Annotated in this window: 22 protein-coding genes; 13 read left to right on the top strand and 9 right to left on the bottom strand. The window is 69.7% G+C overall.

The features are described 5' to 3' along the window. Window positions 1-169 precede the first annotated feature (169 nt). A complete protein-coding gene (locus tag BJ982_RS22480) occupies window positions 170-1,159 on the top strand; it encodes a LacI family DNA-binding transcriptional regulator (protein ID WP_184883115.1) in 990 nt (329 codons plus the stop codon). Here BJ982_RS22480 and BJ982_RS22475 read toward each other — a convergent pair. Further along, window positions 1,156-1,644 carry a glutathione peroxidase gene (locus tag BJ982_RS22475; protein ID WP_184883112.1) on the bottom strand — a complete coding sequence of 163 codons (489 nt, stop codon included), beginning with the start codon at window positions 1,642-1,644 and terminating at the stop codon, window positions 1,156-1,158. The genes BJ982_RS22480 and BJ982_RS22475 overlap by 4 nt on opposite strands. 418 nt (window positions 1,645-2,062) lie before the next feature. On the opposite strand from BJ982_RS22475, the gene BJ982_RS40970 reads away from it, so the two are divergent. Further along, window positions 2,063-3,298: an aggregation-promoting factor C-terminal-like domain-containing protein gene (locus tag BJ982_RS40970; RefSeq protein ID WP_373869601.1), complete on the top strand. Its 1,236-nt coding sequence runs from the start codon at window positions 2,063-2,065 to the stop codon at window positions 3,296-3,298. Between the two features lie 57 nt (window positions 3,299-3,355). Here BJ982_RS40970 and BJ982_RS22465 read toward each other — a convergent pair whose 3' ends face one another. Further along, complete coding sequence (locus BJ982_RS22465) at window positions 3,356-4,090, bottom strand: TetR/AcrR family transcriptional regulator (RefSeq protein WP_184883110.1); 735 nt, start codon at window positions 4,088-4,090, stop codon at window positions 3,356-3,358. A 92-nt stretch (window positions 4,091-4,182) separates the two neighbouring features. On the opposite strand from BJ982_RS22465, the gene BJ982_RS22460 reads away from it, so the two are divergent. Beyond that, window positions 4,183-5,298 (top strand): ferritin-like domain-containing protein, encoded by a 1,116-nt coding sequence (locus BJ982_RS22460; RefSeq protein ID WP_184883108.1) that lies wholly within the window; start codon window positions 4,183-4,185, stop codon window positions 5,296-5,298. A 31-nt stretch (window positions 5,299-5,329) separates the two neighbouring features. Here BJ982_RS22460 and BJ982_RS22455 read toward each other — a convergent pair whose 3' ends face one another. The 6 genes from BJ982_RS22455 to BJ982_RS22430 all read right to left on the bottom strand — a co-directional run bounded on the left by BJ982_RS22455 (window position 5,330) and on the right by BJ982_RS22430 (window position 11,826). Next, window positions 5,330-5,677, bottom strand: coding sequence for a DUF202 domain-containing protein (locus tag BJ982_RS22455; RefSeq protein ID WP_184883106.1), 348 nt, complete (start codon window positions 5,675-5,677; stop codon window positions 5,330-5,332). Continuing rightward, entirely contained in the window at window positions 5,674-6,015 is a 342-nt protein-coding gene (locus BJ982_RS22450; protein ID WP_184883104.1) for a YidH family protein, read from the bottom strand. Before BJ982_RS22450 ends, BJ982_RS22455 begins: the two co-directional genes overlap by 4 nt. 56 nt (window positions 6,016-6,071) lie before the next feature. Next, complete coding sequence (locus BJ982_RS22445; protein WP_184883101.1) at window positions 6,072-6,440, bottom strand: DUF8711 family protein; 369 nt, start codon at window positions 6,438-6,440, stop codon at window positions 6,072-6,074. 24 nt (window positions 6,441-6,464) lie between these two features. Further along, window positions 6,465-7,655, bottom strand: coding sequence for a Gfo/Idh/MocA family protein (locus BJ982_RS22440; protein ID WP_184883099.1), 1,191 nt, complete (start codon window positions 7,653-7,655; stop codon window positions 6,465-6,467). Window positions 7,656-7,718: 63 nt separating this feature from the next. Further along, entirely contained in the window at window positions 7,719-9,338 is a 1,620-nt protein-coding gene (locus tag BJ982_RS22435) for a Na+/H+ antiporter (RefSeq protein ID WP_184883097.1), read from the bottom strand. Window positions 9,339-9,597: 259 nt separating this feature from the next. Then, on the bottom strand, window positions 9,598-11,826 hold the full coding sequence (locus BJ982_RS22430) for a hypothetical protein (protein ID WP_184883095.1): 2,229 nt from the start codon (window positions 11,824-11,826) through the stop codon (window positions 9,598-9,600). Between the two features lie 237 nt (window positions 11,827-12,063). Here BJ982_RS22430 and BJ982_RS22425 point away from each other — a divergent pair, with 237 nt between their 5' ends. The 6 genes from BJ982_RS22425 to BJ982_RS22400 all read left to right on the top strand — a co-directional run bounded on the left by BJ982_RS22425 (window position 12,064) and on the right by BJ982_RS22400 (window position 15,352). Then, window positions 12,064-13,221, top strand: a complete 1,158-nt coding sequence (locus BJ982_RS22425; RefSeq protein WP_184883093.1) for a site-specific integrase — start codon at window positions 12,064-12,066, stop codon at window positions 13,219-13,221. A gap of 334 nt (window positions 13,222-13,555) precedes the next feature. Next, entirely contained in the window at window positions 13,556-13,891 is a 336-nt protein-coding gene (locus tag BJ982_RS40965) for an HNH endonuclease (protein WP_184883091.1), read from the top strand. Continuing rightward, a complete protein-coding gene (locus BJ982_RS22415) occupies window positions 13,888-14,184 on the top strand; it encodes a hypothetical protein (RefSeq protein WP_184883089.1) in 297 nt (98 codons plus the stop codon). The genes BJ982_RS40965 and BJ982_RS22415 overlap by 4 nt, the downstream gene beginning before the upstream one ends. After that, window positions 14,135-14,629 (top strand): CHAP domain-containing protein, encoded by a 495-nt coding sequence (locus BJ982_RS22410; RefSeq protein ID WP_184883087.1) that lies wholly within the window; start codon window positions 14,135-14,137, stop codon window positions 14,627-14,629. The genes BJ982_RS22415 and BJ982_RS22410 overlap by 50 nt, the downstream gene beginning before the upstream one ends. Before the next feature lie 121 nt (window positions 14,630-14,750). Further along, window positions 14,751-14,918, top strand: coding sequence for a hypothetical protein (locus tag BJ982_RS22405; RefSeq protein ID WP_184883085.1), 168 nt, complete (start codon window positions 14,751-14,753; stop codon window positions 14,916-14,918). 2 nt (window positions 14,919-14,920) lie between these two features. Then, a complete protein-coding gene (locus tag BJ982_RS22400) occupies window positions 14,921-15,352 on the top strand; it encodes a phage terminase small subunit (RefSeq protein WP_184883083.1) in 432 nt (143 codons plus the stop codon). Here the strand turns inward: BJ982_RS22400 and BJ982_RS22395 are convergent, their stop codons facing one another. Beyond that, window positions 15,353-15,706 (bottom strand): hypothetical protein, encoded by a 354-nt coding sequence (locus tag BJ982_RS22395; RefSeq protein WP_184883081.1) that lies wholly within the window; start codon window positions 15,704-15,706, stop codon window positions 15,353-15,355. Window positions 15,707-15,926: 220 nt separating this feature from the next. On the opposite strand from BJ982_RS22395, the gene BJ982_RS22390 reads away from it, so the two are divergent. The 4 genes from BJ982_RS22390 to BJ982_RS22375 all read left to right on the top strand — a co-directional run bounded on the left by BJ982_RS22390 (window position 15,927) and on the right by BJ982_RS22375 (window position 20,773). Beyond that, window positions 15,927-17,513: a terminase TerL endonuclease subunit gene (locus BJ982_RS22390; RefSeq protein WP_203958905.1), complete on the top strand. Its 1,587-nt coding sequence runs from the start codon at window positions 15,927-15,929 to the stop codon at window positions 17,511-17,513. A gap of 42 nt (window positions 17,514-17,555) precedes the next feature. After that, window positions 17,556-19,025, top strand: a complete 1,470-nt coding sequence (locus BJ982_RS22385; protein WP_275411667.1) for a phage portal protein — start codon at window positions 17,556-17,558, stop codon at window positions 19,023-19,025. An 82-nt stretch (window positions 19,026-19,107) separates the two neighbouring features. Continuing rightward, complete coding sequence (locus BJ982_RS22380) at window positions 19,108-19,695, top strand: hypothetical protein (RefSeq protein WP_184883077.1); 588 nt, start codon at window positions 19,108-19,110, stop codon at window positions 19,693-19,695. A 67-nt stretch (window positions 19,696-19,762) separates the two neighbouring features. Continuing rightward, a complete protein-coding gene (locus tag BJ982_RS22375) occupies window positions 19,763-20,773 on the top strand; it encodes a phage major capsid protein (RefSeq protein WP_184883075.1) in 1,011 nt (336 codons plus the stop codon). Window positions 20,774-20,829 lie beyond the last annotated feature (56 nt).

The raw sequence follows: 20,829 nt of genomic DNA, 5'->3' as shown, positions 1-20,829 counted from the left end.
AGTCCTTCGTGCGTCCGGGGTGCCGCCGGATGTGGATACGTTTTCATGAATCTCATCTGAACCGGACATCTCTGTCAAGCCCTCCAGAAAAATATGCGCTTCACCTCCTCGGATGCCGGTGCGAGCTTGGCCAGGCGATGGAAAGCATGATGGAATCGTTTCCATGCGGATGAGCGGGCAGCGTCGGACGACGATCAAGGACGTGGCCGAGGCGGCGGAGGTCGGCGTCGCGACCGTGTCGCGGGTGCTGTCGGGAGGGTCGGCGAGCCCGGCGACGCGCGAGAAGGTCCTGGCCGCCGCGGCGCGGCTGGACTACCGCCCGAGCGCGCTCGGCCGCAACCTCCGCCGCAGGCGGACCGGCGGCATCGGCCTGCTCGTGCCGGACATCACCGACACCTTCTACGCCCGGCTGGCCGACGGCGTGCTCACCTGCGCGCAGGCGGCGGGTGAGCCGGTGATGATCGGGGCCACCGGCGACGACCCCGAACGGGAGGCCGAACTGATCGGCTCGCTCATCGAGGAGAGCGTGGAGCGCGTGATCGCCGTGCCCTCGGGCGACGGCGAGATGTGGGGCCCGGCCTTCCGCGCCGGGCTGAGCGTCGTGTTCGCCGAGCGGCCGGTGCGGGGGCGCGAGGACGTCCCCGCCGTCGTGGCCGACGACCGCTCCGGCATGCGCACGGCGGTCGAGTACCTGGCCGGGCTCGGCCACCGCCGCGTCGCCTTCCTCGCGCGGCACGGCCAGGAGCAGCGGGTGCGCGGCTTCGGCGAGGCGATGGCCGCGCTGGGGCTGCCGGTCGAGGAGGAGCTGATCGTGCGGGCGCGCGCGACCCGCGACTCGGCGTACGCGGCGGCGGCCGGGCTCCTGCAGCACCGCACCGGCCTGACGGCGGTGCTGGCGGGCGGCAACATGCTCGGCGAGGCCGCCGTCCTCGCGGCGCGCGAGCTCGACCTGCGCGTGCCGCGCGACGTCTCACTGATCATGTTCGACGACGTGCCGTGGGCGGAGCTGTGCTCGCCTCCGCTCACGGTGATCTCGCAGCCGGCCCAGGACATGGGCTACCGCGCGGCCGAGCTGGTGCTGCGCGAGGGCCGCCGTACGCGGGGCGTGACGCTGCCCACCGAGCTGATCGTCAGGGGCAGCTGCGCGGCGCGGCGCTAGCCGAGCGCCTTCTCCACGGCCCCGGTCACCGCCGGGTCCCCCGGCTCGGTGCGCGGGCGGAAGCGGGCGACCGCCTCGCCGTCCCTGCCGATCAGGAACTTCTCGAAGTTCCACTGGACGTCGCCCGCGGCGCCCTCGGCGTCGGGCAGCTCCACCAGCGCGGTGTACAGCGGGTGACGGTCCTCGCCGTTGACGTCGGTCTTCTCCAGCAGCGGGAAGTCCACGCCGTAGGTGACGGCGCAGAACTCCTGGATCTCCTCGGCCGTCCCGGGCTCCTGGCCCGCGAACTGGTTGCACGGCACGCCGACGACCGTGAACCCACGCGGCCCGTAGCGTCCCTGGAGCTCGACCAGCCCGGTGTACTGGGGGGTCAGACCGCACTTGGACGCCACGTTGACCAGCAGGACGACCTTGTCGCCGGCCAGCCGGCCGAGCGTCGTCGGCGCGCCGTCCAGCGTGCGCACCGGAATATCCCGAAGACTCATGAAGCCACCTTAAAGGGGCACCGGCTCGGGGCGCGGCTCGCCGTGAGCCATTTCACCACAGTGCCTGCGTCACGGGCGTGGCCCGCGCCAAACCTCAACGCGGCGGCATTTCCCGGCCACGCGCGGCCCATCTCCCGCACGGCGCGCGCCAAGCAGGCCCCGCGAGACGGCAGAGATGTCATGCCCCTCTGGCAAACATCCGCCCGGAGCGTGTCGCGGAACGCGGACGACGCGCGGGGCACCGATTAGAAACCGCCCTAGAACACGTCGCGGCGCCTTCCGGGAGACAGCTTCGCCCTGTCTTCAACCGACTCCGGAACGGCCGCGCGGACGTCGCACGCCTGGAGCCACCGGTGTGCATCGAGAGCGGCCGCCCCTGGCGGCCTCCTCCGCACGCGACCCGATGAATAGGACAGAGTTGGACAGTAAACGCGCTATTCATGGCGCCGTCGCCGCGCTCATCGCCGCGACCGCCGTCAACGCGGCGGTGGCGGGCGCGGCCCAGGCCACCGCCGGAGCCGACGGCCCGGCGAGCACCGTCACGGAGACGGCTCAGGCGGCCCGGACCCCCGAAGGGGTTCCCGCCGCCGAATCCGGGCCCGCGACCGCCCGGCCCACCGAGGCCGCCCAGCCGGTCGAAGCGGCTCAGCCCGCCGAGGCCGTCCAGGCCACGGTCCCCGGGACGGAGTACGAGGCGGCCCATCAGGCCTACGCCGCGTACGCCGCGCAGCTGGACAAGGCCGCGCGGGAGACGGCGGCCGTCCCGGCGGAGAGCCCGGCGACGGGCGCGGCGCAGACGGGCGCCGAACCACCGGCCCGCCCGATGTGGACCCGCGCGGGCGCGGTGCGGCTGCCGGTGACCACGCCGGCGAGGATCCCGGCGAAGGCGGCGGGAAAGGCCGCGGGTCCCGGCGCGAAGGCCGCCCCGAAGACCGTCAAGGCGGCCAAGGCCGCCAGGGCGGGCCGGGCGGCGGCACCAGGCAGGTCCGCCAGAGCCGTCAGAGCCGCCAAAGCGGCCAAGGCGACGGGGCCCGCGGCCAAGGTCACCACCAGGACCGCCCCGGCCAAGGTCAGGACCAGGACCGCCACCAGGACCGCCACCAGGACCACCGCCAGAACCACCGCCAAGGCGCCCGCGGTCCGGAGCGCCACCAAGACCGCCGCCCAGGCGCCCGCGACGGCCGCGACCGCAGCCCAGCCGCGCCCGGCGGCCAAGGCGTCCGCCGCGGCCGGGGTCACCACCGCCAAGGCGCCCGCGACGGCCGCGTGGCAGGCGCCCTACCGGGTGCATCGCCGCGTGTGGACGACCAGGGCGCGCCCGGCCGTGAAGGTGTGGGCGCCGCGGACGCCCAAGGGCAGGAACAAGGCGATCGCCTACCGCATGGTCACCCGGCGGGCCTGGCCGGTGACGCAGTTCCACTGCCTGGACAGCCTGTGGACCAGGGAGAGCAACTGGAACCACCGGGCGCAGAACCCCTCGTCCGGCGCCTACGGGATCCCGCAGGCGCTGCCGGGGAACAAAATGGTCGGCGTGGGGCACGACTGGCGTGTCAACCCGGCGACCCAGATTCGGTGGGGTCTGAAGTACATCCGGGGGCGCTACGGCTCCCCCTGCGGCGCGTGGGGCCACTTCCGGTCGCACAACTGGTACTGACACCGGCGCCGCGCGCGTGAGTGCCCAGGGGAAGGGAGCACTCCGGCGCCCGGGGGATCACCCCCGGGCGCTTCCCTTGAACGCGGCCCCGGCGTTCTCACCGCCGCCCCGGGCGTCCTCCCCGGCGGAGCCGTCCCCCGTCTCCGCGTCCCGGGCGGCCGCCCTCACCTCCTGCAGGCGGTCGGCGGCGGCCCGGATGAGCATGTCGAGCCCGAACTCGAACGAATCCTCGTGGTCGCAGGAGCCGAGCAGCGGCGCCAGCCTGCCGACCTCGGGGAACAGCGCGGGGTCGGCCACGGGGGTCTTGTCCTGGCCCTGCGCGGGAGCGAAGGTGGGCGTGACGCCGACCTCGCGCAGCAGCGAGCCGATGATGTAGGCGATGAACGTGCGCAGCAGCCGCACGGCGTCCTCGCCGCCGAAGCCGGCCTCGCGCAGCGTGACCAGGGCGTGCTCCACCGGCAGGATGCCCGCCGGCGACCTGAGCTGGCGGCTGATCACGACCATGGTGGAGCGCGGGTAGTGGTGCGCGATCTGGCGGAACGCCCTGGCCTGGGCGCGGACGCGTTCGGTCCACTCGGCCGAGGGGTCGTCGGTGAACTCGATCCGCGAGTACACGCTCTCGGCCACGGCGTCGAGCAGCGCGGCCTTGTTGGGCACGTGGTTGTAGAGGGACATGACGCCCGCCCCGAGATCGGCCGCGATGCGCCGCATCGAGATCGCGTCGGCGCCCTCCCGCTCGATGAGGTCGATGGCCGCGGCGACGATGCGGGCTCGGGTGAGGGGTTCGGGCATGGGTGCGTCGTCTCCTCGCGCATTGACGTACGTACAGCGTACGTGTCACTCTCCAAGAGCACGTACGGTGTACGTCCCCCTCTGGAGGATCTGTGTCGACGCACGAGATCTACACCATCCCTGCGGAGCTTTCGACCTGGGATGTGACGATGGCCGGTTCTTCCCGTTTCACCTGGGAATACGATGAAGGCCGCGATCGGATGCTGGCCCTGTACCAGAAGGGCAAGGACAAGCAGTGGGACTCGGTCAAGCGCATCGACTGGGGCCTTGAGGTCGACCCCTACGACGTGCTGGGACTCCCCGACCAGTCGATCGCCATCTATGACACCCCGTTGTGGCACAAGATGGACGAGAACAACCGCAGGGAGGTCAGGCGGCACGGCGCGTCGTGGCAGTTCTCCCAGTTCCTGCACGGCGAGCAGGGCGCGATGATCTGCTCCGCCCGCATCGTGGAGTCGGTGCCCGACCTGGACTCCAAGTTCTACGCCGCCACCCAGACCATGGACGAGGCCCGGCACGCCGAGACCTACGCCCGCTTCCTGCAGGAGAAGGTCGGCATCGCCTACCCGATCAACAAGCACCTCAAGGCGCTGCTGGACGACACGCTGAGCGACGCGCGCTGGGACATGCCCTACCTCGGCATGCAGGTGCTGATCGAGGGCCTGGCCCTGGCCGCGTTCGGCGTGATGCGCGACATCACCACCAAGCCGCTGCCCAAGCAGATCCTCGCCTACGTCATGCAGGACGAGGCCCGGCACGTCGCCTTCGGCCGCATGGCCCTGCGCGACTACTACAAGCAGCTCTCCGACGCCGAGCTGCGCGAGCGCGAGGACTTCGTCATCGAGGGCTGCTACCTCATGCGCGACCGGCTGCGCGGCGTCGAGCAGTGGGAGAACCTGGGCCTGTCGCCGCAGGAGGTCAAGGACGCGATGAAGGCCGTGGACGAGTCGCAGTACCTCCAGCTGTTCCGTTCCCTGCTGTTCAGCCGCATCGTGCCCTGCGTCAAGGACATCGGCCTGTGGAGCGAGCGGCTGCGGAAGGCGTATGCCGACATGGGCGTGCTGGACATGGCGGGCCAGAACCTGGACGCGCTGATGCGGCAGGACGAGGAGATCGCCGACCGGATCGACGCCGAGCGGTTCGCCGCCGAGGAGGCCGAGCGGGCGGCCGAGGTCGCCGCCACGGTCGAGCTCGGCGCCTCCGGCTGACCTCCCCCCGTCGTGCCCGTCCGCCGTGGGGTCAGACCGTGATGATCACGAAGACGGCCGTCCCCGCGGCCAGGCCGAGCGTGCCCAGCCAGGCGATGATCACGTCCACATGGACGTCCTGAGGGGCGCCCTCCTGGAGCGCCCGCTCGGCGCGCCAGTAGCGCACGCCGCTGCGCACGAGCAGGATCGCCCCGCATAGCGCGGTGATCACGAACGGGAGCGCCCCGGCGCCGTCGCCGGAGTGCCGTGCCGCGGCGCCCGCCGCGGCGAGCCCGCCCGCCGCGAGCGCCATGGCCGTGCGCATCCATGCCAGCAGCGTGCGCACGACGTACAGGCCGGGACGGTCCTCCTGGCCGCCCTCGCCGGGCACCGCGCTCACCCGGCGACGAGGATGAGCACGAGCGCCAGCACGGCCACCGCCGCGACCCCGTACCCGAACACGGGGGCCAGCGTGAAGCCGGGCAGCGGCGCGTCACGCCGCAGCGCGCGCTGCACGTCACGCCAGCGCGGATAGGCCAGGGCCGCCGCCAGCGCGGCCAGCACCACCAGCACGACCGCGAGCCCGACCCGCACCCAGGGCACGAAGACGTCCTTGGGGACGACCGCCATGGCCAGGCCGCCGGCGCTGAGCGCGAGCGAGGTGCTGAGCCAGGCCAGGAACGTACGCTCGTTGGCGAGCGTGAACCTGGGGTCCGGCTCCTTTCCTTCCACGTCCATAGAAAAAAGCGTAGTTTATGCCCTTTTCCCCTAGAGTAGTTGGGTTTTAGCCGATATCAGGTGCATTCCTGGGCGATCGTGTTCACCGTCCGCGCAGTGTCGGTCGCCACCTTCTGGGCCGCGTCCACGGCCGCGTTGGCGTCGTCGATGTTGAGCTTCTTGAAGGTGTCCGCCAGGTCCTGGAGGGCCTCGTTGAGCGTGGTGTTGCCCGCCTTGTCCGCCACGCCCTCCAGCTTGGTGGCGCCGTCCCGCAGGGCCTGCTCCATCGCCTTGGGGTCGTCCACCAGACCGCTGATCTTGGTGGCGGTGTCCGCGAGCACCCGGTTGGCCTCGATGCAGGCCTGGGCCTTGTCGACGGTGCTGCACCCGGTCGTCAGCACGGTGAATCCGACGGCCGCGGCCGCGGCCAGGGGGAGGAGTCGCATGCGATCGACCCTAACCGAATTCCCTCAGAACTGGCCGTTCGCGAAATACTCCGCCAGATCACCGGCCAGGGGCGGCACGTCCAGCGGCACCGAGCCGTCGCGCAGGGACTCGGTCGCGCGCAGCCCGGCGGCGACGCTGTCCCTCGCCGCCACCGGCGAGGTGTCCGTCGCGCCGCCCTCCCGTGCGAACCGGACGAACTCGTCGACCAGTTCCGCGTCGGCCCCGCCGTGGCCGCTCTCCCCCGTGACGACCGGCACGGTCAGGTCGCCCTCGGGATCGTAGGCGCGGCGGCCCGCGTTCCACACGCGCACGACCGCGCCCGCCCCGAGGTCGCCGAAGTTCTCCAGCCTGCCCTCGGTGCCGATGACGGTGTAGTTGCGCCAGTAGTCGGGGGTGTAGTGGCACTGCTGGTAGCCGGCGTAGACGCCGTTCTCCAGGAGCATGTGCATCATCGACAGGTCCTCGACGTCCACCACCGGGTTCAGGCCCTTCTGCGCGAGCGGGGGCCAGTTGCGCGCCCGGTCGTACCAGTCCTCCGGCAGGCCCGGGGCGCGGTCGGTGATCCCGCCGTAGACGGTGAGGCCGCCCATGCCGGTCACCCGCGCCGTACGGGACCCGGCCAGCCAGTGGATCACGTCGATGTCGTGGGCGCCCTTCTGCACCAGCAGGCCCCCGGTGTTGCGCCGGTCGGCGTGCCAGTCCTTGAAGTAGTAGTCGCCGCCGTCCCCGACGAAGTGGCGGCACCAGACGGCCTTCACCTCGCCGATCGCGCCCTCGGTGATGAGCCGTCGCATCACGCGCACGACCGGCATGTGCCGCATGTTGTGGCCCACGTACAGCCGGGCCCGCCGCTCGTAGGCGGTGCGCAGCACGCGGTCGCAGTCGTCCAGGGTGACGGCGAGCGGCTTCTCGACGAAGGTCGCCTTGCCCGCCTCCAGCGACCGCACGGCGAGCGCGGCGTGCGTGTGGTCGGGGGTGAGGATCATGACCGCGTCGATGTCGGGGTGGAGCAGGTCGGCGAAGTCGCCGGTGAGCCGGACCCGCGGGCCGAGCGCGCGCCGCGCGGCCTCCCGGCCGGCCTCGCCGGTGTCGCAGACGGTCACGACCCGGCTGCCGCGGCCGGGCCGGTGCGCCTCGACGGCCACCGGCCCGCGCAGGCCGAACCCCGCGACGCCGATCCGCAGGTCCTCGCCTTCCAACGCTTCCCGGGCCATGATCCCTCCTGCCTACTTGTGCCGGTTTCTCGCCACAAATAAGCACTTTAGGGCAGATCATGGCTATTCGCGGGCCAGCGTCGCCTCCTCGTAGTCCAGCTCCCGGGTGACCCGGCGCAGCACCTCGTCGTCGATGCGCCGCTCGTCGCGCAGGCGCACCAGCACCGAGCGCTCGGCCTCCAGCATGGCCCGCCGCAGCCTGCGGTACAGCGCGCTGGGGGTCTCCTCCCCCTCCGGGCCCGTACCGCCGCCGAGCCGCTCCCAGGCGCCCATCGCGCGGCGCTCGGCGTGTGTGCGCAGACGGTGCACCACGTCGGCGTGCGTCTCCTGCACGCCCTCCCTGGTCAGCTCGTCCAGCCGGGCCAGCGCCGCCCCGGCCGCCGCCTGCTGCGCCGCCGCCTCCGAAAGGTTGTCACGGAAGGCCTCCCCCTCGCTGGAGACGCCGAGCCTCCTGATCAGCCACGGGAACGACAGGCCCTGCACCAGCAGCGTGCCGATGACGACGATGAAGGTCAGGAACAGGATCAGGTCCCGGCCGGGGAAGTCGGCCGGGAGCGTGAACGCCGCCGCCAGGGACACCACCCCGCGCATGCCCGCCCAGCCGATCACCATGATGTTCGAGACGGGCGGCCGCGGCTCCCGCTCGCGGATCTTGCGGGACAGCACGCGGGGCAGGTAGGTGCCGGCGAACACCCAGATCACGCGGGCCACGATCACCGCGGCGAACACCGCCACCGCGTAGCCCGCCACGCGCACGGGATCCTGCCCGGCGAGGCCGCGCAGGATCAGGGGAAGCTGGAGGCCGATGAGCAGGAAGACGACGTTCTCCAGCAGGAAGTCGACCACCTTCCACACCGAGTACGACACCACCCGGGTGCCGTACGTCGTACGGTTCATGCGATGGCCCAGGTAGACGCCCACCACCACGACCGACAGCACCCCGGACGCGTGCACCGCCTCCGCCGCGAGATACGACCCGAACGGGATCAGCAGTGAGATCGCGTTCGTGATCAGCGGGTCGCGGACGAAGTTCATCAGCCGGCCGAAGGCGAGCGCCAGCACCAGGCCGATGGCCAGCCCCACCCCCGCCGCGTACAGGAGCTGGCCCGCAGCGGTCACCAGCGTGAAGCCCACCCCGCCCGCGACCAGACCGGCCCCGCCCGCCGCCCCCGCCGCGACCCGGAAGGCCGTCAGCGCGGTGGCGTCGTTGAACAGGCTCTCCCCCACCAGGATCGTGATGACCTTGCGAGGGAGGCCCAGCTTGCGCGCCACCGCGACGGCGGCCACCGCGTCGGGCGGCGCCACGATCGCGCCCAGGGCGAAGGCCGCGGCCAGCGGCAGGCCGGGCACCAACAGGTGGGTCAGCAGGCCGATGACGGCGGCGCTGAACAGCACGAGCCCGACCGACAGCAGCACCACCGGGCGGCGCACCTCGCGCAGCCTCAGGTAGGAGCTGTCCAGGGCGGCCGAGTAGAGCAGGGGCGGCAGGAAGCCGAACAGCACGAGCTCGGGGTCCAGCTCGTACTCGGGGGCGCCGGGCACCTGTGCCGCGATCAGGCCGACCACCAGGCCGGCGGAGACGAGCAGCAACGGGACCGACCAGCCTCGCCACCGAGCGAATCCGGCCACCGCCACCGCGCCGGCGGGCAGCAGCACGAGCTGCAACACCGTCGTGAGATCCATGATCCGTAGAATAAGTGGTCAACAGCGGTGAAGCAGCTTGTCATCGAGGCGACGCCCTCGTACGGGCAGGTACACCGCCCAATCCCCGCACGCCTTCGCACAGCCGAACGCCCGTAACCGGCCGTTACACGACCATTTCCGAGGCCGCCACAGAGACGCGACGGCCTCGCGACGTACCGTCAGGGCGTACTACGTCATCACCCCACGGCGCGGCGTCAGGCCGTGCGCGTCATCGCGACGTGTCGTCAGGGCGTGCGCGTCACCACTCGCGGCCCTTTTCCTCCGGGTAGCCGTGGCCGCCCTCGTCCGGGTGCGGACGGCCCTCAGGGCGCGCGCGCTCACCGGTCGTGTTCACCGCGTCCGGCACGTACGGGCGCGACAGGCGCGGGTCGGTGGAGTCGATCGGCTGCGGGGTGATCGACCGCAGACCGAGGGGGTCGGCGGGGTCCACGGCGGCCTGGCCCTGCCGCCGGCCGCCCCAGCCGTACTCGTCGGCGTCCCCGGCCTGCGGGTGGCCGGCGGGCGGGGCGCCGAAGGGCAGGGAGTCGTTGACGATCAGGTTCTCCCGGGGCACGACGTCCCCCGGGTCGGCCCCGTACCGCGCGCCGCCGTACTCGGACGGCGGAGGGTACTCGGCCGTGCCGCCGTAGCCGGGACGGGCCGAATAGTCCAGCGGCGGCGTGGCCGCGAACGGGTCCTGCGGGTCGGCCGGCGCGCGGCCGTAGCCGTACTCACTCGTGCCCCCGTACTCGCCCGTCGCGCCATGGTCGCCGGGTCCGTACCCGCCGGAGCCGTGCTCCTCGCGCGGGGTGTACCTCCCGGCGGGGTCCTCCCGGGGCGCGTACCCGCCGGGGGCGTGCTCCTCGCGGGGGGCGTATCCGGCGCCGTCGTCACGTGGAGGGTATCCGGCGGCGTCGTCCCGCGGGGCGTACCCGCCGGGAGCGGAGAAGTCGCCGCGGGCGCCGTCCGCCGGCGCGGCCAGCCGTTCGGCGTCGAAGCTGTACCCGGTGGGGGGCGTGTAGTCGGGGTTGACGCCGGGGTCGGCGGTGCCGCCGTGCTCGGAGCGGGGGGCGCCGTACTGCGAGGGCGCCGGGTAGTCGGGCCCGGCGCCGTACGCCGGGGCCGGCGAACCGCCGTACTGCGCCGGGTCGGACGGAACGTCGGCCGCGCCACGGTAGTCGGTGCCGCCGCCGTACTGCGGCGACCGTCCGTACTCACCGCCACCCGGCTCGGAGACCCCCTGATACCCGGCGCCGTACCCGGGCCCGCCCCGCTGCTCGGCGCCGTACTCGGCACCGGTGCGGGCGTCGGCGCCGTGCTCGGCACCGGTCCGGGGGTCTGCGCCGTACTCGGGGGCGCCGACCGGCGGCTCGGCCGGGGAGCCGTAGACCGGGCGCGGGCCGTAGTCCTCCTGGACGGGGCCGGCCGCGCGGCCGTACTCCGGGGAGCGGCCGTACTCGGAGACCGCGTCGTAGTCGGGCGCGGCGCCGCGTCCGAGGGCCGGGTCGTATTCGGGGGCGCGGTCGTATCCGGACGGCCGGTCGTACTCAGGGGCGCGGTCGTAGTCGAGGCCCCGGTCGTATTCGGAGGTCCGGTCGTACTCGGGGGCTCGTTCGTAGTCGGAGGAGCGGTCGTAGTCAGGGGACGCGGCGGCGTAGTCGGGGGTCCCGGCGGCGTAGTCGGGGGTCCCGGCGGCGTAGTCGGAAGACGGCTGGTAGTCGGTGGACGCGCGGCGGCCGGGGCGCTCGCCGTACTCGGCGCGGGCGGCGTACTCGGCGGCGCCGGGCGGAACGGCCTGCGCGCCGGTGCTGGGCATCGGCATGGAGCCCGGGTAGTCGGCCGGGGCGGGCGGCGCCTGCGGCGCCACGTGCGCGGCGGCCCGCGACGGCCCCATGCCGTCGGCGGCCGGCTCGGGCGTGCGCTCCTCGCGGGGAGCGGCGTCGGCGGGGCGCGAGCCGGAGGCGACGAGCTTGTCGCCGGCGGGCGCGGAGCCCCGGGCCACCAGGACGTCCTTGGGGCCGTGCGCGGGGACCTGCGCGTACGCAGGGTCGTGGCCGTGGTCGTCCTCGCCGGCGTAGTGCTCGGAGTACCGGTCGTCGGCGTGGTCGGGGTCGTCGGGGTACTGCAGGGCCTGGGTGTACTCGCCGTGCTCGTCCTCGCCGCGCGCGGGGCTGGCGTACTGCCCGGTGCCCGGATATTCGGGGTACTCGGCGTACTCGCCCTCGTCGGCGTACTCGCCGTCGTCGCCCTCGTGCCCGTGGCCCCCGTCGGCGTACTCGGCGCCCGCCTCGGCGTACCCCTCCTCCAGGGTGTCGAGCAGGCGGCCGACGTCCTCCATGGGCATGCGGAAACTGGCGGTGCACATCTCGCCCCGCCAGAGGCTGAGAACCAGCGTGCCGTCGTGCCAGGTGACCCGGAGGACACGCTCCTGGCCCCGGGCGTCGAAGAACACCTCACCGAACGATGGCAGTGGGACAACTTCCGACATGGCAGACATAATGTACTTAAACGCCTTCTATGTCGAGGTTGAACTGCGACTTCACGAGGGCGCGCACTCCCCCATGGTGCAGACGTGGTGCAGAGGTTGTAAGACGAGGCCGCACTGTTGTCACGTATGGTCACCACCTAACAGGAAGTACCGCACCGCATGGATCGACTAAAAGGGACGATATCCGAGCGTAAGCGACGGGATGGGTCTGTTGCCTTCAGAGTACAGATGCCTCCCATGGTTGACCCGCTGACAGGCGAAAAGGTTAGGCCGGGTGAGACCTTCGACACACACGAGGAGGCCGTCGCCTGGAGGCTCCAGCAGAACGCCCGTTTGCAGTCCATCGTCCCCGCCTCCCGCATCACCCTGCGGGAGGTCTATACCCGCCGACTCGACCGGGCCGGCCTGAAGCAGACCACCAAGGCCGACATGCAGCGGGCCCTACGGCGGATGCCCGACAAGCTCCTCGACACCGAAATCCGCCGCATCACCCCCGAGATGATCGTCGAGTGGGTCACCACAGACCTGGTCAAACGCGACTACAAGGCCAACACGATGCTGACCACATCGGCCTACCTGTCCGGAGTCTTCACCTGGGCCCGGGACAACAACATCGAGACCATCGGCAACCCGGTCAAGGCGTGCGGTGCCAGCCGCTTGATCCGGCTGTACGCCCCCGACGACGAGGACGACTACGACGAGTGGTTTACCCACCAGTTCGGCCGCGGGCCTGTGTGGACCCCCGAACAGGTCCGCCACTTCGTCCTCAACGAGGACGCCTACCCGTATCGAGCCCTGGCCGCATTCGTCGCTCTCCAGGCCACCCGACGCGGAGAAACGATCGGCCTGCGCTGGTCCAGGTTCAATCAGAAGGAACGGATAATCCGGGTGGCGGACAACATCACCTGGACCAACGAAGTGGTGTTCGAGAACACCCCCAAGGGCGGCAAGCGCCGCTGGGTCGTCCTGGACGATATGGTCCTCGATCTACTTCTCCAGCATCGAGAGATGCAGGAAGCGGAGAAGGCCCAGTACTCCGAATGGGACGACAACGGGTGGATATTCACCCGGCGCAAGCACCACAAAAGCACCGACTGGAAGCCCGGCATCCACATGATGCCAACCACCATCACCAGCCGCGTCGGCTACGGAAGTAAGAAACACGGCTTCCCCGTCATCGGCCCGCACGGGCTGCGCCGCACCTGGGCCACCATCGCCGAAGACATCGGAGTTCCCCGCAAGGTTCGCCGCGACATCCTGGGCCACTCCGGGGACTCGATGACCGAGCGCTACACCCGCAGCAACGCCGAGGAGATCCGCCAGGGCCTCGCCATGGTGCGCGCGGTGATCTTCCCAGACTGGAGCCCGGACCATCCCGAAAAGTCCGCTCTATAGGTTGGTGCGAGGGGGAGGTGAGGCTACGGCCCGCCTCCCTCGACGCATCCGGACCTTCCTGAAAAGTCCGCCCCATAGCTTGGTGGGAAGGGGCTGTGGAGTGGCGCACCGATTCAGCGCACTCTCGCCTCGACCCCCGAGCAGGTTCCCCTCCTCCCCTCGTGGGGGGTAAGGGGGGTACTTGTTCAACCCTACTTCGTAGGGTTTCACCCCAAGTGAAACCCCTTAGAGAGTTAGTTACTAACTACTAAGGATCGGCCCTTAGGCCGATCCAACAAGGGGTTCTTACTTCTCCCTCACCACCTCCGTACGTCTCCGACTCTCGGAGGTGAGGATGCCCCGAGCACCCCAGAAGTGCCTGGAGACCGGCTGTCGCCAGCCGGCCAAACCTGGCAAGTCCAAGTGCGAGACGCACTACGTGCCCTGGTCAGTGACCAGCGCCCGGAACCTGGCGCGGCCCAAGAACGCCGCGACCTTGATACGACGAGCCCGACACAGAGACCGAGAGCGCTGCTACGTCTGTGGCGGCCCCGGTCGGATCGTGGACCACGTCATCCCCATCGCCGAAGGCGGCACCTGGGACCTGAAGAACCTCGCCTGCATCTGCGAGGCATGCCACGAAATCAAGTCTCGGAAGGAGGCCGCGCGAGGGAGGGCGCGTAACCGATGAGCGATGAAGATCACATCCAGGGCTGCGGCCCTGGCGGGTTCTGCGGCACTTGTCCCACTCCTTGCTTCCTTCGCGATCAGGAGTCCTTCGACTCCCTCGTTGAGCAAGAACCGGACGACGACTACGACACCGGATACGGCCCCGAGTTCGACGGCCTGGCCGAAGCCCTCGACGCCACCGACACCGACACCCTCGGCTGTGCGCGCTGGGACGACCCCGAGGCCCACTGCCCCACCGACACCTGTGCGGGCAACTTCTTCTGCTGGACCGACTACTCGCTCCGCGAGTCCTAAGCCGCCCACAGCGGCCAGCAGGGTCAGCGCCCTGCTGAAGGCCGCCGGAGGCGAGATCGGGACCTCAGGCGTCCCCAACGAGTACACACGCTGGTACGCCCGGCTGAAGGGCAGCGTCTTCCTCACCGCGCCCTGGTGCGCCATCTTCGTGGCCTGGGCCGCCCAGGAGGCCGGCGTGCGGGCCACGGTAGGCACCTACGCCTACACGCCCACCTGGGCCGCCTGGTTCGCCGCCAAGGGCCGCTGGGGCATCAAGCCCCGGCGCGGGGCGATCGTGTTCTACGACTGGGCCGGCGGCAAGAGCCGGGCCGGCATCGACCACGCGGGAATCGTCGAGAAGGTCTACAGCGACGGCTCGATCTCCTCGATCGAGGGCAACTCCTCCGGTCGCGTTCAGCGGGTCCACCGCTCCAGCAGCATCGTGGGCTTCGGCTACTGGGCTTGATCACTACAAGGGCAGCCAGCACACAACAACCGGGCCTTAGGCCGGTGGGTGCTGGCATGGTGCGCGCGAGGGCGGGTTCCGCGCACCCGGACTTCTTTCTTCTATCTGAGGGCTGGTGAGCATGGCGCGGCAGACGAAGCCGGAGAGCACCAAGGACAAGGCGAAGACGCAGAGCGTCAAGGGCGCGAGGGCAACCCACGTGATCGTGGACGAGGTCGCCGACCGGGATCAGCCGGCCGAGGGGTTAGAGCACCGCTCGATCCGCGCCCGGTTCGGCCGTAAGGAGTAGCTGTGGCAGGCCGCGGACCGGCCCCCAAGGAGAACGCCGTCCGGCGCAACGTCGTGGACCTCTCCCACCTGGAGGGCGACGAGGACGTTCCCGACCGGCTCAAGAAGCTGTTCAAGCGCGACGGCTACTCGGTGGCCACCCAGCGCTGGTGGGACACCTGGGTCGAGTCCGACCAGGCCGAGTCGTTCAAGACGACCGACTGGCAGCGACTCCAGATGCTCGCGCCTCTGGTGGAGGCGTACTACCGGCGGCCGGGCCACAACGCCCTGGCCGAGATCCGGCAGAACGAATCGCTGCTCGGCGCGACGGTCACCGACCGGATGCGCCTGCGGATGAATCGCAAGGACCAAGACAAGCAGGGCCCCGAGCGGCCCGATTCGCTTCCCGAGAACGTCGCCGACTTCGAGCTGTACCGATCGCTCGGTGGGGCCTGATCAGGGCTCAAGCTCACGTATCTCCGTACGAGCCTTGCGTAGTTTCTCGACCTTCTGCCGTGCCTTCTCAGCCTCGGCCTGGCCGTTGTACCAGGACGCCCGGAGCTTCGGGAACCATGCGCCGATCTTGTCGGGGTTCTTGAAGAGGAAGACGACCGTGCTCACAACACTTCCGCCAGTGAATCCCCCCACGGTCAGATCCATCCAGAGCGGCGAGTTCATCGAGATGCGGTTCACCGTCACGAACTCGTAGGACTGCTCGTCCTCAAAGAAATCCCGCGCGCTTCGGATGATGTCCTGCTGCCAGACGGTCAGCGCGGGCTCAGCCCTGCGCCAGTCGGTCGGCAGGTCCACACCGAGATCAGGCGGAAACACTCGGCTGATCTCCTGGCTGATGTGAACCGACCGAATGAACTCGAATACTGATCTCAGGTTGTCCGAAACCTCCTGGAGAAGCGTAGAGGTCCCCGGAAGGGTCACTTCGAGCCGACCGCCTGCGTGGGTGCGCCTGCCCACCGAAACATCTGTCACAAACTGCAAATCGTAGTGCCATCGGCACGTGGAGGTGATGCCTGTGCAAACGGGCAACCTCCCCGAGGGGGTCCCCCACCCCACAAGGTCTCTGGGCTACCAGATCCTCCGCTGGGCTGAGAAGTACATCGTCCAGCCGGACGGCGAGAACGCCGGCCAGCCGTGGCAGTTCACCATCGAGCAGAAGCGCTTCATCCTCTGGCTCTACGCGATCGACGAGCGCGGCAAGTGGCTCTACAGCACCGCCTGCCTTCGCCGATCCAAGGGATGGGGCAAGACCCCCGTCTTGGCTGCGCTGGCCATCATCGAGTTCATCGGCCCCTGCCGGTTCTCGCACTTCGATGAGAACGGCTTCCCGGTCGGGAAGCGTGTGGGCCTGCCGCTGATCCAGATCGCGGCTACCTCGATCGACCAGACCGCCAACACCCGCGACATGATCCGCGGCATGCTGGCGAACTCGCCGGCCGAGGACGAGTACGACGTCGAGATCGGCAAGGAGCGCATCCAGTTCCGCTCCGGCCGGCCCGGTCGTATCGAGCCCGTCACCAGTTCCTCACGGGGCCTGGAAGGCGCCCGGCCCACCTTCGTGGTGGGCGATGAGACCCACCACTGGGTGCCGTCCAACGGCGGCATCGCCGTGTTCGAGGTGTTGGACCGTAACGTCCGCAAGACGGCCGGTTCGGGCTCGCGATACGTGGAGTCGACCAACGCCTTCAACCCGAACGAGGACTCAGTAGCTCAGCGCACCTACGAGGCGTTCCAGAAGAAGCCCAACGGCAAGCTGCTCTACGACTGCGTGGAGGCCGACTCCGACGAGATCGACCTCAAGGACGTCGAGGCCGTCGAGCTGGGCCTGAGGCAGGCGTACGGCGACTCGCACTGGGTGGACATCCAGGGCCTCATCGACGCGATCCAGGACCCACGTACGAGCCAGGCACAGGCGTACCGCTTCTACCTGAACAAGATCCAGGAGTCCGCTGACGCCTGGATGGCACGTCCCATCTGGGACGGCCTGGCCGATGACACCGACCCGATCAAGGCCGGTGACCAGATCGCCATCGGGTTCGACGGCTCGCTCTACAGCGACAGCACGGCGATCGTGGGCTGCCGTCTCCGCGACGGCAAGACGTTCATGATCCACCTGGACGAGGACCCGGGCATCCCGAACCGGGAATGGCAGGTGGACACCCTGCTTGTGGACAAGAGGATGCGCGAGGCGCACGCGACCTACCAGGTCGAGTGGGTCTACGCCGACCCGTCCTACTGGCAGAACGTCGTCGGGACCTGGGCCCTGGACTTCAAGGAGAAGGACCGGGACGGCCGGGACATCGTCTTCGAGTTCTCCCCGGCCCGAGCCAAGCAGATGTGCGAGGCCATCGAGCGCTTCCACACCGCCGCTCACCTGGTCGAGGGCATCAAGCACGACGGCAACCCCGACCTGGCCCGCCACATCGGCAACGCGGTGACCTACGAGGTCCCCCAAGGGACCTTGATCCGCAAGGAGTCCAAGAAGTCCCGCAAGAAGATCGACGCCGCCATTGCGGCGGTCCTGGCCTACGAGGCGCGAGCCGAGGCCATCGCCGATGGGCGCATGAAGGTGCGCCGTCGCGCACGTCTACGCACTTACTGAGGAGGGCCCTTGCCAGGTCTCGGGGGCCGCCCCCAAACGCCAGTGGAGTGGATCGGCTGGCTTGAAGCCAAGCTCAGCATGCAGCGAGCCGAGGTCCGCAAGTACGCGACCTACTACGACTCCGAGAACAAGATCCTCAACTACGCCCAGCAGAAGTTCACCGAGATCTTCGGGGACCTGTTCGTCGGGTGGAGGGACAACTTCTGTCCCCTGATCGTGGACTCGGTGTCTGAGCGCCTGCGGGTGCAGGGCTTCCGCATGGGCCCGGACGAACCCGCGGACAAGGACGCCACTGACATCTGGCAGTTCAACAAGCTGGACGCCGAATCCAACGCGGCCCACATCGACGCCCTGATGGGCGGGGCCTCCTTCGTGACGGTGTGGGGCGATGAGGACGACCAGCCGCTCATGGTGCCTGAGTCCGCCGAGGACGTCGTGGTGCAGTACGAGCCGGGCAGCCGGCGCAAGCGCGCCGCGGCCCTGAAGCAGTACGTGGATGACTGGGGTATCGAGCACGCCACCTTGTGGACGCCGACCAGGGTCTTCACCACCGACCGGCCCTTCACCGGCACCGACTCCGAGCGCCGCTGGTCTGAGCCTCAGGAGACGTCCAACCCGCTCAAGCAGGTCCCGGTCATCCCGCTGCTCAACCGCACCCGACTCAAGATCACCCCGTTCTCGGAGCTGGCGGCGATCATCCCGGTCCAGGACGCCATCAACAAGGTGGCGGCCGACGCCTTGGTTGCCTCGGAGTTCGCCGCGTTCCCGCAGCGGATTCTGAGCGGAGTCGAACCGCTCCCCGAGAACCCCTCCACAGACGACATCGAGGCTGCTCGCCAGGAGGCGATCCGGGCCTACATCGACCGCATCCTGACGCTGGACAACCCCGACGCCAAGTGGGGCCAGTTCGAGGCCGCGGACCTGAAGAACTACGTGGTCCTGATCGACATGCTCGTCCAGCACATGGCGAGCCAGTCCAGGGTTCCGTTCCACTACTTCCTGCTCAACGGTGGCCAGGCTCCGAGCGGTGAGTCGATCACCGCCGCCGAGGCCGGCCTGGTGGCCAAGGCCCGTGAGCGGATGCTGCACTTCGGCGAGTCCTGGGAAGAGGCCATGCGCCTGGCATTCCTGGTCAAGGGCGACACGTCCAGGGCCAAGGCATACAGCGCAGAGGTCATCTGGGATGACCCGGAGTACCGCAGCAAGGCGCAGCTCGCCGATGCTCTCCTGAAGATGAAGGAACTCGGGGTTCCCGAGAAGCAGCTCCAGGAGGAGTACGGCTACACGCCGACCCAGATTCTCCGCTTCGACGCGATGCGCGAAGAGGAGATGAAGCGGGCGAAGGAGCTTGCCGACAAGTACGGCCTGAGCGACATGCTCGGACCCAACGGTCAGCAGCAGCCGGGCCAGCCCGGCAAGCCCGGACAGCCGCAGTCATCTACTCGCGGCGAAGCCAAGCCGAAGACGCCCCAAGACAAGGTCGCTTCGGTCGAGCTGAAGAAGGCCGCGTAACACCCCACCACCGAAGCCCTAGCCGACATGGCCAGGGCCTTTTTCATGCCTCAATCCGACATGGAGAGGACCCAGCACCGCGATGGACAACCCCCAGAACACTCCCCCGGCCAACGACCCGGCCACCCCGCCGACCCCCGCCCCCAACCAGGAGGTTGGTAGCGAGGTCACGGACTGGAAGGCCGAGGCCGAGAAGTGGAAGCACTTCGCGCGCACTCACGAGACCAACTGGAAGAAGGCTTCTGGTGAGGTCGAGGAGCTGCGCAAGGCGCACATGACCGACGCCGAGCGCGCGGTCGCAGACGCTCGTGCGCAGGGCGCACGGGAGGCCCTGGAGTCCGTCGTGCAGCAGCGTGCGCAGGATCGGCTCGACGTCGCCGCGTCCAAGGCCGGCGTGGATCTCACGCCTGTGAAGGAACTGCTCGACGTCAACAAGTTCATCGCTGACGGAGCAGTCAACGAGACCGCGATCAGCGAGTTCGTCGCCCGTTTCTCCGAGACCGCGCCGAAGGGCCCCCGGTTCGCCCAGGGCCTTGGCATCGGTCCGCAGGGCGACCAGCGCACGGCTGGCCAGCTCAGCAGGGCTGACCTGAAGGGGATGAGTCCTCGGGAGGTCGCCCAGGCCCAGAAAGAGGGCCGCCTTGACGCGCTCATGCGCGGCGAAATCTGACCCCCGCATACCGGGCCCTCGGCAGCACGCCGGGGGCCTTTCGTATGCCACATTCTAAGGATCTACGTTGGCATTCACCGATGGCCTCTACAAGGACACCGGCGCCCACCTCAACGCCGGGGTGCAGGGCGTCTTCATCCCCGAGGTCTGGAGCGCGCAGCTCCTCACCGAGACCGAGGACCGGCTGGTTCTCGGCAACCTGTTCGCCACCAACACCTACGAGGGCGAGTTCCGCAAGGAAGGCGACGTCCTCCGCATCCCCCACTTCATCGACACCGTCCAGGACAAGGGCAACGTCCCGGCCTACGCCTCGATCGGCTCGGCCGACCGGGCTGAGCTGGACTACATCAAGATGCAGGTCGCGAAGGGCTCCAGCTTCCACTTCGAGGTGGACTCGCTGCACCAGCTCCAGACCAAGGCCGGCATCGACCTGATGTCCGAGCTGGTCCGCCAGCGTGCCCGCAAGGCGGCCCTGGCCCTGGACTCCCTGGTGGCCAACACCATCGTCACCGCCGCGCAGGAGACCGCCACCAACTCCGGCCTGGGCAAGGACCTGAACAGCGACGGCGGCGCGGTGGCCCTGCACGGCCTGGTCGAGACCGTCGAGCTGGGCACCGGCACCGCGGCCCGCTACAACCAGATCGTGGACATGGCGGCCCTGCTGGATGACGCCAATGTCGAGGACGAGAAGTTCCTGGTCATCGGGACCGCCGTGAAGGCAGAGATCCTGAAGATGAAGGAGTTCATCGACGCGAGCCACTGGGGCGGCACTCCGATCATGGTGAGCGGCTTCATGGGCAGCGTCCTGGGCATCCCGGTCATCGTGTCCAACACGGTGGGTCCCCGCATCGCCCGCAAGGGCAAGCAGGCCCTCGTCGGCCAGAGCCACGACGCCGCCCGAGGCGTGGACATGCTGATGGGCGTGCGCGGTTCGGTCGCCGCTGTCATCCCGAACGTCGAGATGAAGGCGTATGAGCCCGAGGCCAAGTTCACCCACGCGATCAAGACCCGGATGCACTACGACTCCAAGGTCATCGCTCCGCACGCGATCGTCGTCGGCAAGCCGGCCACTCCCTGACCTCCCCTTGGTTGAGCCCCCGGCCTGGCGCCGGGGGCCCTTCCGGCATGCCCGAT

Source organism: Sphaerisporangium siamense, assembly GCF_014205275.1.
Lineage (GTDB): Bacteria > Actinomycetota > Actinomycetes > Streptosporangiales > Streptosporangiaceae > Sphaerisporangium > Sphaerisporangium siamense.
This window is presented reverse-complemented; position numbering and strand designations above follow the sequence as displayed.